Genomic DNA, 14,513 nt, shown 5'->3' with positions numbered 1-14,513 from the left:
GAATTGACGTCATGAGCTCAAGGCAATGAGCTCATGACGATAAGTTCATGCCTCGACTCGGCTCAATGATGATCGCGCGGGTTCACGCGACGATTCTTGACGTCCGGCGCACGGCGGATGCGATCTTCCTCGGCCAGACTGTCAGCCTCGAAGATATCCGCACCGACCGGTGTCTCACCATGACGGCGATACAGCTGGCTGAGCATCTGGCGACGATCAGCCCGCAGCTCTTTCACCAACACCACGATCATGCCGTAGATGATGAAGGTGAAAGGCAAGGCCGAGAGTACCGAGGCTGACTGCAAGCCCTTGAGACCGCCCGTCGAGATCAGCGTCAGGCAGATGGCCGCGATCAGCACGCCCCAGGCGATACGCTTGTAGAGCGGCGGGTTGATCGAGCCGCCGTCGGTCATCTGCGCCACGATGTAGGACGCCGAATCGGCGGAAGTCACCAGGAAGATGAAGATCAGCATGATCGCGACCACCGACAGCACGCTGCTGAAGGGCATCAGATCGAACATCTCGAACAAGGCAGAAGTGATGTTGGCATCCGTCGCGGCCGCCAGACCGACATCACTGGCCAACTCCATGTTGATCGCCGCGCCACCGAAGACACCGATCCACAGGCACGCCAGCAGCGGCGGCACGATCAGCACGCCCACCACATACTCCTTGATGGTGCGGCCACGCGAGACACGCGCGACGAAGGTGCCGACGAACGGCGACCAGGCAATAACCCATGCCCAATAGAAGACGGTCCAGGAGCTGTTCCAGTCATTGCCGTCATAGGGCGACATGCGCAGGCTCATGCCGATGAAGTTCTGCAGATAATCGCCGATGCCCAGGGTGATCGTCTTGAGAATGTCCAGCGTCGGGCCAGTGAACAGCACATACAGCATCAGCGCGATGCAGATGCTCATGTTGAGGTTGGACAGGCGCTTGATGCCCTTGTCGAGCCCGGACCAGGTCGAGGCCATGTAGGCACAGAACATCACGCCCATGATGATGAACTGCCATTGCCAGCCTTCTTCCACGCCGAAGACGAAGTGCAGCCCCCCATTCATCTGCAACACGCCCAGGCCCAGCGATGTCGCGACCCCCATCACGGTCGCCACCACCGCAAAGACATCCAGAATCGGGCCGTAGCGGCGCGCCTTGGGATGCTTGGCCGTCACGGAAGACAGCACCGAGGACACCAGCCCCGCCTGTCCCTTGCGGAACTGGAAATAGGCAATGATCAGGCCGACCACCGAGAAGGCAGCCCACTGATGAACGCCCCAGTTGAAGAAGGCATATTGAATGGCATAGCGCGCAGACTCGGGCGTCTCGCCCGGCATATCGGCGAACGGCGGCTTCAGATAGTGCTGCATGGGTTCCGCCATGCCATAGAACACCAGCCCGACGCCAAACCCTGCTGCCAACAGCATGCTGACCCAGGAAAAGAAGGTATAGGAAGGCCGGCTATCCTGCGGGCCGAGCCGGATCTTGCCGTACTTGCTCAACGCGAGACTGATGAGAAAGATCACGAAACCAAACACGGATATCAGATAGAACCAGCCGAACATGCTGGTCACGGCGCCGAGCGCCTGATCTGCCAATTCACCGAAACGGGTGGGGAATCCTGCCCCCAATGCGACCAGCCCCAGAATGATGATGACCGACGCGCTGAATACGCGCTTTCCTCCAGATGTCATAAATCGCTACTCCCTGTGAGCTGTGACAGCGGTGAGGTGGATCGCGCACCAGCGAGAAACGAGTAGCGTATCGCCAACGAATATTCGCAGTGCCTTCTAGACATGAACCTGATTCCCCAGAACTTCAAGGGCAGACGACGCCAGCAGCACAGGAAAATTTGTCACTGTCTGTACAGGTAAGCGTTTGCCCCAGCCGGGCCACAGCCTCCGCGTGGAAGGAGAAAGCCGCTTTTGAAAGGTCAGTGCTGGCTTTGAAAGGACAGTGCAGACCTTGGAGAGACAGCGCAGGCCTTGGAAGGACAGTGACGAAGGAGCAGAGAGACGGGAAGTCCCGGGCAAGCTGGCCAGTCACGATGGCGAGATCGCCAGATAACCTCTACATTACTTGTACGATAGTTATAAAATGCGATTCACCGCCGACATGACATCCCACTGAGGGTATTCCCGATGCCTGCACATACCACTGCAGCACACCCGCCACGCACCGCTGTGACCCCCACCCACGCGTCGCCTGCTACCCCACTACCCCCAAGCCAGCTCGCCGATCAGCCGCTCGCCCACCAGGACGAGACCAGCATGACACTCGAGTCGCTGGCACGCGCACTGCAGCACGGCATGGTGCCTGTGGTCGAGGTCATGTCACTGGATGGCATCTACAAGGTGAGAATCCATCATTGCTACGGCATCTCGGACCTGACGCGCAACGATCACAGCGCGCTCTGGTTCAAGGGCACCGGTGAGATACGCGACTTGATGGGCGCACGCGGCATCAGCCACGGCGTGCTGACCTGGGCGGACCAGTGGGGAGATGAAATGATCGGGGTCGAATCGCGCAGCCTCAATCAGGAAGAACTGCTCGCCTGGGGCACGCGTATCTGTTTCAAGTGATACCCGAGAGATAGTCCCCCACGGGGATGTCAGCCCAGACACATAAAAGCCGCCCCTGCCGAGGGCGGCTTTTATGTGTTGCTGTGCCATATCCAAGATCATCCATCCGGCCAGCTCTCAGCAGAATGTGCCTGGCTCAAGCTCTGTCGAGAATGCGAAGGGATTGGAGGCACCTCAGTGACTGACGGCTTCTTCATTGGCCACGAAACCGGCATCAGCGCACAGGCGGCTGAATTCATCCCAGTGTTGCATGACCTGCCAGGCGCCTGTGGTCCGCAGCACCTCGGCGTGGCCCGGCGGGATGTGGCTGGCGCCCAGATGGCCGACGACCTTGAGGCCCGCGGCCACGGCTGCCTGCATTCCCGTGCGGCTGTCTTCCACTACCAGACATTCCTCGGCGGAGCGTCCCAGCGTCTTGAGGGCGAGCAGATAGAGGTCTGGCGCCGGCTTGGGGTTCATGACCTCATCGGAGGTGAAGATCGGCAGCTGCTCGTCGCCATTGGCCGCGGCAATCTCATCGAGAATGCCACGCAGCCCCGAGCTCTCGAGATTGATCTTCATGCGCTGCTCAGAGCTGTTGGACACGATCGCCAACGGCAGACGCTGATCGCGAATCCACTCCAGCGTCTCGCGCACCCCGGGCATGGCCTTGAGCGAGTCGGCCAGGCGGGCATCGACGAGATGGCGTACCTGGTCGAGCGCATCCACGGGCAACGTGTGCTGACTGCGGGCTTCCAGGTCCAGCAGGATATCGCGCGTCATCATGCCCAGACAGCGGTCCAGCTCATGCTCGATCTGCTCTTCACTCCCCAGGTCTGGCAGCCAGACGGGAAGTTTTTCCTTGAGCACGCCATCAGCGATGATCTCGCTATCCACCAATACACCGTCACAATCAAAGATAAGTTGCTTCATGCGAGCTCCAATTCGAGAAAAGATGGCCGAAACACGTGATGAACAAGACACCTTGTCGCGCAAGGCATTGAGCGGCCACAAGAAGTGATATCCCTCATTGATGAGGGCAGAAAACTGAAAAGCAATCCCGACATTCTGCAGCAGACCTGGGCGAGGATTTTCCGAGGCAAGGCTGTCGGTAGGTGACTTGACGCGCTCAAGGGTAATGCACTGCAATGGCAACGTCATGACAGGAATTCTTGCCTTATCAGGACACCCATGCAGGAGGAAGTATGCGACATCGCCATTCCCGCACATGTTCACATCCCTCACACTCGTCCGGCTTCGGCACGGGCCTTCTGGCCGGCGCCGCCGCGGCGACCGCCTTCTTTCTGGGCCGACGCCTCAACAGTGCTCGCAAGGTCAGTAGCGGCCATCCGCTGAAGCATCAGGTGCTCGATGCGGCCTCGCAGGTCATGCAGCGCAAGTATCCGATGGAAGCGATGAGTACCTATCTCAACGGCTTCCACCATTACGCCGATGACATGGGGCGTCAGGTGGAGGCCAGCCACTTCTGCATCCACCTGGAACATGATCTGCACCAATGCGTGATCTTCGATTCCAATCGCAGTGATGCCCGCTTGATCGGGATCGAATACATCATCAGCGCCGAGCGCTACGAGCAACTGCCCGAGGAAGAGAAGCCGCTCTGGCACAGCCATCACTTTGAAGTGAAGTCCGGCATCCTGGTGGCCCCGGGGATTCCGGAACTGGCGGAGCGCAGCTACTTCGAGGACCTCGTCACCACCTACGGCAAGACCTTCCACACCTGGCAGATCGACCGCGACGACTTCCCCTACGGTATCCCGCAGCTGATGATGGCCTTCACCCGTGACGGTCAGATCGACGAGGAGCTGATGAAGCGCCGTGATGAGCGCCTGGGCATCAGCACCGAGGAGCGCCGCCGGAAGCGCGCCGAGATTCCGCTGCCTGATGTCAGCCCCAAGGCCAACGGTGGCCCGACCCCGCCCGACAGCGAGTCCCACCAGCCGCCGCATGAGAGCCTGAACGACAGCCGCTGAGGCCATCGGCGCATCAGCGACACAAGCCACGACATGCGCCCAGGACATGCACCTACGACAAGGCGCCTGGCAATCATTTGCCAGGCGCCTTGTCGTTTCAGCTATCGCGTCAGGAAGCCGCAATGGGCATCCCGCAGGGCTCAGCTCTGATTGTCGTGTCGCGGCTTGTCTTCACGTGATGTCGAGGCCATCTTCTCGAGCTCCTCTTCACTCATGGAGTCATACATCGAGCGAGCGGCCCCATCCAGTTCGCTGACCTTCTGCTCACCACGACGTGCTGACAGTGCTGCCCCGGCTGCCATCTGCTGTGCCTTGGACTTGGCTGGCATGATTGTCCTCCCTCTGGGCGATTATCGTGAACCATGGTCGGCTGCCATGAGCTCGACCATGCCGCTTTGCTGTCACTCTCCATGAGCCATGCGGCCCGCCTTCGGCCTTTTCAAGCCTCGCCATGCCTTGAGTTTCCCCTCTCTGACCCAAGGCCATGCAGGAGAGGCAGATGACTGTCCTCAACAAGAATATCGCCATCCAGCAGCAGGAGAGCCACCATGCGTGACGTCGAATTTCCTCAACATCTTTCACCCCATACTGCCGAGGATGACCTGACGGCGCTGGACGCCGAGCAACTGGCACGCGGGTATCAACGCGGTGAGTTCGACCCGCTACAGGTGACCCGAGCGGTGCTCGATCGTATCGAGCGACTCAACCCGCTGGTCAATGCCTATGTGCATGTCGCGCATGACACGGCGCTGAAGGAGGCGCGTGAATCCACGCAGCGCTGGCAGGCCGGCAAGCCATTGAGTCCGCTCGATGGCATCCCGACCTCACTGAAAGGCCTGACGGATGTTGCCGGCATGCCGGCGAGAGCAGGCTCCCTGATCACACCGGCCACGCCATGCCAGCAGGATGCGCCGCCGGTCAGGCGCTTGCGTGAGGCAGGCGCGATTCTACTGGGCAAGACCAACACCCCCGAGTTCGGCTGGAAGGCCGTCACCGACAACCTCGTGCATGGCACCACCAGCAATGCCTGGAATACCGAACTGACACCCGGTGGCTCTTCCGGTGGCGCGGCTACCGCCGCCGCCCTCAATCTGGGCGTGCTGCATCAAGGCGGTGATTCCGGTGGGTCGATCCGTATTCCTGCCGCCTTCAGTGGCATCTTCGGCTTCAAGCCCACCTTCGGCTGGACACCGCAGTGGCCACCCTCCAAGGCTGCCTTCCTGTCCAGCATCGGGCCCATGACCCGCAGCCCCCGTGACGCCGCCGCCATGCTCAATGTCATCGGCCGTCACGATGCCCAGGACCCCTACGCCAATCGCGGCCAACCCGAGGATTGGGGCGCGGATATCGGCAAGTCGCTGGCAGGACTGCGCATCGCCTACTCGCCATGTTTCGGGTCTGTCGAGGTCGACCCCGAGATCGCAAGCCTGGTGGAGCGCGCCGCACAGCGTCTGGCGAACCTTGGCGCGGACATCGTGACAGTCGATCCCCCGGTCGCGACAAGCCTCGAGACGTTTCGCAAGATCTGGTTCACCGCCTCGCTGGGGCTCTGGGATGACTGCGATGCCCAGCAGCGCGAACAGCTCGACCCCGGGCTGGTCGAGAATGCCATGTGTGCACGCGAATGGTCGTCGCTGGATCTCTTCAAGGCACTCGAGGAGCGCTACCGGATCACCCAGGCGCTGGAGCAATTCAATCAGGATTACCACCTGTTGCTGACACCCAGCGTCGCCGTCACCCCCTTCGCCCTGAATCATCAGGTACCCCCGGATAGCCAGATGCATGACTGGGAGGAATGGGCGCCGTTCTCGTACCCCTTCAACCTGAGCGGCCAACCTGCGGCGTCAGTGCCCTGTGGCTTCACGTCTCAGGGGCTGCCCGTCGGCTTTCAGCTGGCAGGCGGCAAGCACGATGATGTGCGACTGCTGCGGGCAGCCGCTGCCTATATGGATGCCTACCCTACCGCGCATCCCGCCGAGCCCTACCGCCCGAGGTGAGATCGCGGCCGCACTGTCTGACCGACCGGCCTTCACATGCGACAACGCCCGCCACTACCCCTTCATCAGGGCGGTGGCGGGCGTTGGCCGTGATGCCTGTCGTCCAGGCAAGAGGCTATTTCACAGGGCTATTTCAATACGCCCTGCAAAAGGCGATTCACATTAACGCGGCCCCGTGAGCCGCCTCGGTTACTTGAGCGAATCCTGATTGCCGATACGCGCCATCATCTCGGTGAACATCTGGATGTCGAGCAGCAGGTTATCGACCCGCTTGAACTCCTCGGAGGTATGCCCGGTATAGGTCTCGCCCGGCATGGACGGGCCGAAGTTGATCGCATTGGGTAACAGCTTGGCGGTCGTGCTGCCCGCGGAGGAGCGCGGCTCGGCCTCCATGCCGGTGGTATCCCCGAAGATATTGAGCAGCGTCTGCAGCCAGGCACCGCTGGGGTCACGCAGCATCCAGTCGCGAATCTCGACGTTCAGCGTCATGTCCATGCCCTGCTCGCTGGCATAGGCGTTCAGCTTGTCCTTAATCGTCTGGCTCAATTCCTCAGGTGATTTCTCGCCGGCGGGTGCACGCACATTGACCGCGACCCGCAGCGCATCGTCCTCCTTGGCGAAGAAGGTCGGCGTCACCTTGAGCGGCCCCATGAAATCATGGGAATACGCGATGCCCAGCTGCTTGCCGTGATAGTCCAGCCCGTAGTTGTCGTTCAGGTAATGGATGGCATCTTCATAGGCATTGTCATGGAAATCGATGCCGGAGGTGGCGAGCAGGCCCGCCAGCCGTGTGACAGGATTGATGCCGTTGGCCGGCGCCGAGGAGTGGGCCGACTTGCCAGTCACCGTCACGCTGACCTCTTCACCTTCCACCTCACTGGCGACGCTGAAGTTCTGGCCATGCTCCTTGACGTAGCGGCTGCCGAGCGTTTCAAGCTTGTGGCTGAGCGCCTTGGCGCCCGCTGCGTCAGCCGCGTGTAGCGTGGCGGTAGAGCGCTCCGGAATCTGGTTGGTCGCCAGGCCACCCTTGAAGTCGGTGATCGTCGGCAGAGTGTCGACTGCCTGATCAGATGAGGCCTCGCCCGCCTTGGGCGTCAAGGGGAAGCGCGCATCGATGGTGCCGAAACCATTCTCGGCCGTGATCGCCGGATAACCGCTATCGAGCACGATGTTGTATTCCGGCAGGTCATTTCTGGCCTTGTAGTACTCGAAGCCATCACCGCCGGTCTCTTCCGTGGTCTCGATCATCAGGCGAATGGTGCGCTTGAGCGGCACCTCATTCTCCTTTAGCGACTTCATGGCATACAGCGCCGCGGCGATAGAGGCCTTGTCATCTTCGGTGCCGCGCCCGTAGAGCTTGCCGTCGATCTCGGTCATCGCGAACGGGTCAAGATGGGTGCCGTCGTCGAGTGTCCAGCCCTCCTCGCCTGCCGGCACCACATCGCCGTGGGTCAGAATGCCGAACACGTCATCGCCAGTTCCCTCGAGCTCAACCTCGAAGACGCGATTGTCGACGTTACGGAATGTCAGGCCAAACGCCTCGGCGCGCGCCTTGATCAACTCACCGAAGCGCGCGATTTCCGGGTTCTCGAATTGCGGCTTCTCCCCCACCTTGGCGGTCGGGATCGCGACCATTTCCTTGAGCAGCGCCTGGACGTCATCGCCGTACTGCAGACGGTTGTAGACCCCCAGCAGACGATAGATGTTGACGAAGGCATCGCCCTCAAGCGTCTCACCGGCCTGATACTGCTCGATGGCGGCCCTGACCGCCGTGTCCTGGGAATTGCGTTCGGCAACCTGTGCCAGAAAGCCATTGAAGTCCGGCGCCAGCTCCTGCCGGCCCTGTTCGATCAAGCTGACCAGCTGGGCACGCTTGAGGGTATGTTCACCCTGCGGTGCGCGCTTGCCCGTGTCATCGGCCGCCATCGGCTCGTCTGCGCTGACAGGTAGCGCGCTGCCGAGCCCGAGTGCCAGACCCAGCGCGAGGGCCGTCTGACGAGAGGTAGCGTGAGTGGCTGTGCGGGTACTCATGGGCATGTACATCCTTGTGTTAGGCAAGACGCCACGTCGTCAATGGCCGCAGAGACAATGGATGAGGAGGAGACCCTCACCGGCGTCCGGCGGCAGCTGACCACGCGACATCAAGACGGTTTCATCGGCCTTGCCGTGAAACATGAATGTCTTATACACAACCATCTTATGTACTAGACCACGCCACGCCAACCCTGGCGAGAGGTGCCTGCCACTCTGCTCTCCATTATGGCCTTGGCCCCCTCGCCCCAGACGAGCGACTCAGTTCCAGCGCTTGAGCAGAATCTCGATGAACAGTTCCGCGATCGGCGACAACGACTCACCGCGCCGCCGCAGCAGGCCAATGGTGCGGTCAATGCGCGGTTCGGGCAGTTCACGCTGACACAGCACCTCGTGTTCCGGCCCCGGCATGGCCATCGACGGCAGGATGGCGACGCCCAGCCCGCTCTCGACCAGACCCAGTGACGTCGAAAGGTGCTGCACTTCGTAGAAGCCATCCAGATGCAGGCCGGCGGACAGCAGGGTGTTGTCGAGCAGAATGCGATTGCCGCTGTCACGCGAGACCGTGATCAGGCGCACATCGTCCAGGTCGCTCCATTCCACGCGCTGTTTCTGTGCAAGAGGATGGTCTCGACGCAGGGCCAGCACGAAGGGATCACGATAGATGGAGGTGAAATCCACCGCCGGATGGTGGGCACTGACCATATTGATACCAAAGTCTGCCTCCCCCGAAACCACCCTTTCGACCCCTTCATTGGCACTGACATCCAGGATGCGAATCCGGATACCGGGATAGGCGGTATTGAATTCGCGCACCACGCTGGGCAGGAAGTAGAAGGCTGCCGTGGGCAGGCAGGCGATGGTCAGCACCCCCTTGCGGTGGGTGGCAAGCTCGCGGACGCCGACCAGAGACGACTCATAATCTTCGAGCAACTTGCGGGCTTTGGGCAGGAAATCACGCCCAACGGGCGTCAAACGACTTCTTCGCGTGGTGCGCTCGAGCACCTTGGCGCCCAGAATTTCCTCCAGTTTCTGGATGCGGCGCGACAATGCCGGTTGCGAAATATGCAGCCGTTCTGCCGCCTCATTGAAGGAATGATTCTCGGCGACCTCGACAAACGCCGACAGATCCAGAAACTCCAATCTATGCATGCAACTACCTTATTGTTTCAGTTTTCGGATTAATGCGCACAATGATGACAGTATAGGTTTTATTTGCATTTGATGCATAGATCATCGGCTGTGATGCTTCATGAAGGCGCAAACAGACAGGAGCGCGTTCCAACATGATGCATTCACTTCCTTGCATGATCCTACGTGGCGGCACCTCTCGGGGTCCCTTCCTGCGTCTGGATCACCTCCCCGCCGATGACGAAGGCCGACGCGAAGTTCTGCGTCAGGTCATGGGGACCGGCCACGTACTGCAGATCGATGGTCTGGGCGGCGGCAATTCGTTGACCAGCAAGGTCGCCCTCGTCGGCCCGCCCAGTCACCCTGAGGCTGATGTCGATTACCTGTTCGCTCAGGTCGACGTAGAAGGCGACAAGGTCGACTTCTCGCCCAACTGCGGCAACATGCTGGCCGCCGTCGGCCCCTACGCCATCGAGACCGGCATGATTGCGCCGCAGGGCGACCTGACGCGTCTGCGGATTCACAACCTCAACACCCGCACGCTGATCGACAGCCAGGTGCCGACGCCCGGCGGCGCGGTGGCCTACCAGGGTGACACGCGCATCAGTGGTGTGCCTGGCGCCGGCAGCGCCATCAAGCTGGGCTTCCTCGGCGCGGTGGGCGCCAAGACCGGCAAGATGCTGCCCAGCGGCCAGGTCATCGACGTGATTGATGGCGTCGAGGTGACCTGTCTCGACTCCGCCACGCCGGTGGTGCTGATCGAAGCGGCAAGTCTGGGCTGGGCAGGCAACGAAGCGCCGGCCGAGATGGACGCCAACTGCGAGGCGATGGCACGTCTCGAGCAGATTCGCCTCAAGGCGGGGGAATTGATGGGCATGGGCGACGTCAGTGGCTCGGTGCTGCCCAAGCCGGTGATTCTCTCCGCCCCGCGCACCCAGGACGGCACTCTATGCGCCCGTTACTTCGTGCCGCATCGCTGCCATGGCGCCCTGGCCGTCACGGGTGCCATCACGCTGGCCGTTGCGACCAGCATCCCGGGCACCCTGGCCAATCGTGTGGCACTCGCGGCCGGCACTCTGGCACCGGATAGCCTGGCGGCAAACGTTCATCTGGAACATCCCGCCGGATTTCTGGATGTCGAGGTCGAGCATGCCAATGCCGACCCGATGACCCCCAGCCGCGTGTCTCTGCTGCGCACGGCACGCAAGATCATGAGTGGCGAGGTGTTCTTGAACCTCCCCGACTCGGTGGAAATGCCTGGGCGTGCATGACACGCCAGACGACCGCGCTGGCAAGCGCCAGACGCGGAGACATCGTCGACAGGCAACGAGCTGGTACTGCAGTATATTGATTTACAATGAATTTTCGCTAAACGAAATAGCCTGACTGCGCCGCCATGCAGATAGCGCATCACTGATCGACAACGCATTCCAACAATAATCAGGAGTCAGACCATGTCCATCATCGTGTCTACCCCCAAGCGCCAGACCCTCAAGCGTCATGCCCGCACCACCGCATTGGCCTTCATGCTGCCCGTCATGGGCCTGATGCCACTGTCCTCAGCCGTTCACGCCGCGGCGGAAGTCCCTGACACCCTGACCTGGACCGTCCCGTTCGGTGTCGGGGGCGGCACGGACGTCTGGGCACGCTTCATGTCCAACTGGGTGACCAAGGACCTGCCGGGCAACCCGGCTGTCGTCATCGACAACGTCCCGGGCGGTGGTTCCATCACCGGCGTCAACCTGTTCAGCAAGCGTGCCGGCGATGACGGCGACGAGATGGTCGTCACCTCGGCCTCTACCCAGTATCCGGCCATGCTGCGCGACCGTCGCGTGCGCTATGACTATGCCGACTGGGAGCCGATCTTCGCCGCACCGACAGGGGGTGTCGTCTACGCCTCAAGCTCGCTGGGCAAGGACAGCGCCAGTGCGCTCGAGGCCCTCGCCTCCCAGGAAGTGAAGTTCGCCGGCCAGAACCCGACCGGGCTCGAGATGCCGGTGCTGATGGCCTTCGATCTGCTCGATTTCCAGGTCGACCCGGTCTTCGGCATGAAGAGCCGTGGTGAAGGCCGTCTGGCCTTCGAACGTGGCGAAGTCGCCCTCGATTTCCAGACCACCTCCGCCTACAAGAGCAACGTCACGCCGCTGGTCGACGCCGGCCAGGCCGTACCGCTGTTCAGCCTTGGCGTGATGGATGACGAAGGCCATATCGAGCGCGATCCGTCCTTCCCGGACCTGCCGACCTTCTCCGAACTGTATCTGGCCCAGGAAGGCCATTCACGTGACGACGAGGCCTACCAGATCTTCCACAAGTTCTTCGCCTCCGGTTACGCCATGCAGAAGATGCTGCTGGTGCCGAAGGACGTGGACCTGGAACTGCTGGAGCTTTATCGCCAGGCCGCGCGTGATCTGGCCAAGGACCCCGAGTTCCTCAAGGATGCCGCCGAGAAGGTCGGGCCCTATGGCCTGATGGTCGGCAAGGCCGCCGCGACCCAGCTTCAGGAAGCCATGCAGCTGAGCGAAGCCGAGCACGAATGGGTCAAGAACTGGCTGATGGAACGCCACAATATCCGCCTGCAATCTCGTTGAGGCGCGCAATCACACCCGTAACGGTCTGAACCCCCGGGTGTGATGGGGACTCACTCACGGGGCTGCCGACCAGCAGCCCCGTGAGCCTTTCACTCCCTGCCTCACCATGCTCTCCCCGGCACCGCCTCTGAGTGTTAGAGAAGCATCTAGAGAAGAACAAGAGGTTGAGTAACGCCATGATCGACACTCTCCTGTCCAGCATTGGACACGTCTTCACGCTGACGCATCTGCTGTTCATGATGATCGGCATCTTCGTCGGCCTGCTGGTCGGTATCATTCCCGGCCTGGGCGGCATCGCCGGCATGGCCCTGCTGCTGCCCTTCCTCTATGGACTGGACCCGGGCTACGCCCTGGGCATGCTGATGGGCATGGTCGCGGTCATTCCTACCGGCGATACCTTCGCCTCTGTCCTGATGGGCATTCCCGGTTCCAGCGCGTCGCAAGCCACGGTGCTGGATGGCTTCCCGCTGGCCAAGAAGGGCCAGGCAGCCCGCGCGCTGACCAGTGCCTTCCTGTCTTCCCTGTGTGGTGGCGTGATCGGTGCCATCATCCTGACCGGCTTCATCCTCGTCGCACGCCCCCTCGTACTGGCCTTTTCGTCAGCTGAATTGTTCGTGTTGACCTTGCTGGGCCTGACGATGGTGGCGGTGCTGTCCGGCAAGAACCTGTTCAAGGGCACCGCTGCATGCGGCCTCGGCCTGCTGGTCGGTGCCATCGGCGCCGCACCGGCGACCGGCGAGTACCGCATGAACCTGGACATCGACTACCTGTACGACGGCGTGCCGCTGATCGTGCTGGGCCTGGGCATCTTCGCCCTGCCGGAAATCGTCGAGCTGCTGCTGGGACGTGGCAGTATCGCCAAGAACGGCAACACCGACCTGGGCAAGGGCTGGTCTGCCGGCATCAAGGATGTGGTCAAGAACAAGTGGCTGGTCGCGCGCTGTGCCGGTATCGGCAGCCTGATCGGGACCATTCCGGGTCTGGCGGGTTCCGTGGTCGACTGGATCACCTACGGCTTCGCGGTCAAGACCGCCAAGGACCCGAGCCAGTTCGGCAAGGGCGACATCCGCGGCGTCATCGCGCCGGAATCCGCCAACAATGCCTGCGCCTGTGGTGCCATGGTGCCGACACTGCTGTTCGGGGTGCCAGGCTCCGGCACGGCGGCGGTCTTCCTGGGCGGGCTGTTGCTGCTGGGTCTGGAACCCGGCGTGTCGATGATCACCACCAATCTGGACATGACCTACACCATCATCTGGTCACTGGCGCTGGCCAATATCCTGGGCGCGGGCCTGTGTCTGATGCTGGCGCGTCCGGTTGCGCAGCTGACGCGTGTGCCCTTCGCCATTCTGGCCCCTGCCATCACCGTGCTGATCCTGTTCGCTGCCTACCAGGCCAGCCGCTCGCTGGGTGACTGGGCCGCGCTGGGCATGATCGGCATGATCGGTGTGCTGTTCAAGAGTGCTGGCTGGTCGCGTCCGGCCTTCCTGATCGGCTTCGTGCTGGCACCGGGTGCCGAGAACTACTTCTACCAGAGCATGCAGTTCCACGGCGCCGAAGCCTTCCTGCGTCCGGGCGTGCTGATCATCCTCGGTCTGATCCTGCTGGCCTTCTTCCTGCCGGTGATCCGCAAGGCGATCATGCGTCGTCGCCAGACCCATGAAGTGGTCGAGACTGCGCCGTCGCCGGAAGAGGATGTGCTGGAATCGCGTGGCTTCGGTGGCGTCGACTTCCTGCTGCTGTTGATGATGGGCGCAGCCGCCCTGTGGGCGCTCTACGACGTCAAGGACCTGATGCCGCTGGGCAAGGCCTTCCCGACGCTGGCCGCCTTCATCACGCTGCTCTCGGTGATCGCCGTGGTCTTCAACGGCTGGCGTCGCGGCATGATTCGCGTCAAGCAACCGGCTTTCAAGGCAGTGGGTGTGGTACTTGGCTTCTTCGTGCTGATCGGCGTCAGTGCGCTGCTGGGCTTCGTCTCCACCGCCGTGCTGTTCTGCCTGGGCTTCCAGCTCACCATCGCACGCAAGTCGCCGCTGTTCGCAGGGCTCTTCGCGCTGGGCGTGGCAGTCTTCCTGCTCGGCATGCAGGCGGCGATGAATCTGCACTACCCGACAGGCCTGCTGGATGACGTGGTGCTGCCGATGATTCCCTTCCTGTAAGGCCCGCGGGCATCACCAGCACTCGACTCTCGAGTACGACATACGCAAGCGGGCA

General features: G+C 61.7%; 11 protein-coding genes. 6 read left to right on the top strand and 5 right to left on the bottom strand.

What is annotated here, in order from left to right; all coding sequences use genetic code 11:
- Positions 1-62: 62 nt before the first annotated feature.
- Positions 63-1,694: a BCCT family transporter gene (locus HA399_RS07060; RefSeq protein WP_043332179.1), complete on the bottom strand. Its 1,632-nt coding sequence runs from the start codon at positions 1,692-1,694 to the stop codon at positions 63-65.
- 576 nt (positions 1,695-2,270) lie between these two features.
- Between HA399_RS07060 and HA399_RS07055 the strand changes: the two genes are divergently transcribed.
- Complete coding sequence (locus HA399_RS07055) at positions 2,271-2,582, top strand: hypothetical protein (RefSeq protein ID WP_404326597.1); 312 nt, start codon at positions 2,271-2,273, stop codon at positions 2,580-2,582.
- 174 nt (positions 2,583-2,756) lie between these two features.
- On the opposite strand, the gene HA399_RS07050 is transcribed toward HA399_RS07055, so the two are convergent.
- Entirely contained in the window at positions 2,757-3,494 is a 738-nt protein-coding gene (locus HA399_RS07050) for an HAD family hydrolase (protein WP_404326596.1), read from the bottom strand.
- A 272-nt stretch (positions 3,495-3,766) separates the two neighbouring features.
- Between HA399_RS07050 and HA399_RS07045 the strand changes: the two genes are divergently transcribed.
- A complete protein-coding gene (locus tag HA399_RS07045) occupies positions 3,767-4,555 on the top strand; it encodes an OBAP family protein (RefSeq protein WP_404326594.1) in 789 nt (262 codons plus the stop codon).
- Positions 4,556-4,695: 140 nt separating this feature from the next.
- On the opposite strand, the gene HA399_RS07040 is transcribed toward HA399_RS07045, so the two are convergent.
- Positions 4,696-4,884 carry a DUF3008 family protein gene (locus tag HA399_RS07040; protein WP_043332182.1) on the bottom strand — a complete coding sequence of 63 codons (189 nt, stop codon included), beginning with the start codon at positions 4,882-4,884 and terminating at the stop codon, positions 4,696-4,698.
- A gap of 219 nt (positions 4,885-5,103) precedes the next feature.
- Between HA399_RS07040 and HA399_RS07035 the strand changes: the two genes are divergently transcribed.
- Positions 5,104-6,552 carry an amidase gene (locus tag HA399_RS07035; protein ID WP_404326593.1) on the top strand — a complete coding sequence of 483 codons (1,449 nt, stop codon included), beginning with the start codon at positions 5,104-5,106 and terminating at the stop codon, positions 6,550-6,552.
- 189 nt (positions 6,553-6,741) lie between these two features.
- On the opposite strand, the gene HA399_RS07030 is transcribed toward HA399_RS07035, so the two are convergent.
- Positions 6,742-8,583: a dipeptidase gene (locus HA399_RS07030; protein WP_404326592.1), complete on the bottom strand. Its 1,842-nt coding sequence runs from the start codon at positions 8,581-8,583 to the stop codon at positions 6,742-6,744.
- Between the two features lie 261 nt (positions 8,584-8,844).
- Positions 8,845-9,735 (bottom strand): LysR family transcriptional regulator, encoded by an 891-nt coding sequence (locus HA399_RS07025; protein ID WP_043332186.1) that lies wholly within the window; start codon positions 9,733-9,735, stop codon positions 8,845-8,847.
- A gap of 134 nt (positions 9,736-9,869) precedes the next feature.
- Between HA399_RS07025 and HA399_RS07020 the strand changes: the two genes are divergently transcribed.
- The 3 genes from HA399_RS07020 (at position 9,870) to HA399_RS07010 (ending at position 14,458) form a co-directional block, all read left to right on the top strand.
- Positions 9,870-10,985, top strand: a complete 1,116-nt coding sequence (locus HA399_RS07020; RefSeq protein ID WP_404326591.1) for a 4-oxalomesaconate tautomerase — start codon at positions 9,870-9,872, stop codon at positions 10,983-10,985.
- Positions 10,986-11,168: 183 nt separating this feature from the next.
- On the top strand, positions 11,169-12,302 hold the full coding sequence (locus tag HA399_RS07015) for a tricarboxylate transporter (RefSeq protein WP_404326589.1): 1,134 nt from the start codon (positions 11,169-11,171) through the stop codon (positions 12,300-12,302).
- Between the two features lie 176 nt (positions 12,303-12,478).
- A complete protein-coding gene (locus tag HA399_RS07010) occupies positions 12,479-14,458 on the top strand; it encodes a tripartite tricarboxylate transporter permease (protein ID WP_213115147.1) in 1,980 nt (659 codons plus the stop codon).
- The last annotated feature ends 55 nt before the right edge of the window (positions 14,459-14,513 follow it).

This window comes from Cobetia sp. UIB-001 (assembly GCF_044789135.1).
GTDB classification, from domain to species: Bacteria; Pseudomonadota; Gammaproteobacteria; order Pseudomonadales; family Halomonadaceae; genus Cobetia; species Cobetia amphilecti.
This window is presented reverse-complemented; position numbering and strand designations above follow the sequence as displayed.

Bases quoted from the DNA above. Each gene is read 5' to 3' on its own strand.
- HA399_RS07060 (WP_043332179.1), bottom strand. From the start codon at position 1,694: ATGACATCTGGAGGAAAGCGCGTATTCAGCGCGTCGGTCATCATCATT.
- HA399_RS07055 (WP_404326597.1), top strand. From the start codon at position 2,271: ATGACACTCGAGTCGCTGGCACGCGCACTGCAGCACGGCATGGTGCCT.
- HA399_RS07050 (WP_404326596.1), bottom strand. From the start codon at position 3,494: ATGAAGCAACTTATCTTTGATTGTGACGGTGTATTGGTGGATAGCGAG.
- HA399_RS07045 (WP_404326594.1), top strand. From the start codon at position 3,767: ATGCGACATCGCCATTCCCGCACATGTTCACATCCCTCACACTCGTCC.
- HA399_RS07040 (WP_043332182.1), bottom strand. From the start codon at position 4,884: ATGCCAGCCAAGTCCAAGGCACAGCAGATGGCAGCCGGGGCAGCACTG.
- HA399_RS07035 (WP_404326593.1), top strand. From the start codon at position 5,104: ATGCGTGACGTCGAATTTCCTCAACATCTTTCACCCCATACTGCCGAG.
- HA399_RS07030 (WP_404326592.1), bottom strand. From the start codon at position 8,583: ATGAGTACCCGCACAGCCACTCACGCTACCTCTCGTCAGACGGCCCTC.
- HA399_RS07025 (WP_043332186.1), bottom strand. From the start codon at position 9,735: ATGCATAGATTGGAGTTTCTGGATCTGTCGGCGTTTGTCGAGGTCGCC.
- HA399_RS07020 (WP_404326591.1), top strand. From the start codon at position 9,870: ATGATGCATTCACTTCCTTGCATGATCCTACGTGGCGGCACCTCTCGG.
- HA399_RS07015 (WP_404326589.1), top strand. From the start codon at position 11,169: ATGTCCATCATCGTGTCTACCCCCAAGCGCCAGACCCTCAAGCGTCAT.
- HA399_RS07010 (WP_213115147.1), top strand. From the start codon at position 12,479: ATGATCGACACTCTCCTGTCCAGCATTGGACACGTCTTCACGCTGACG.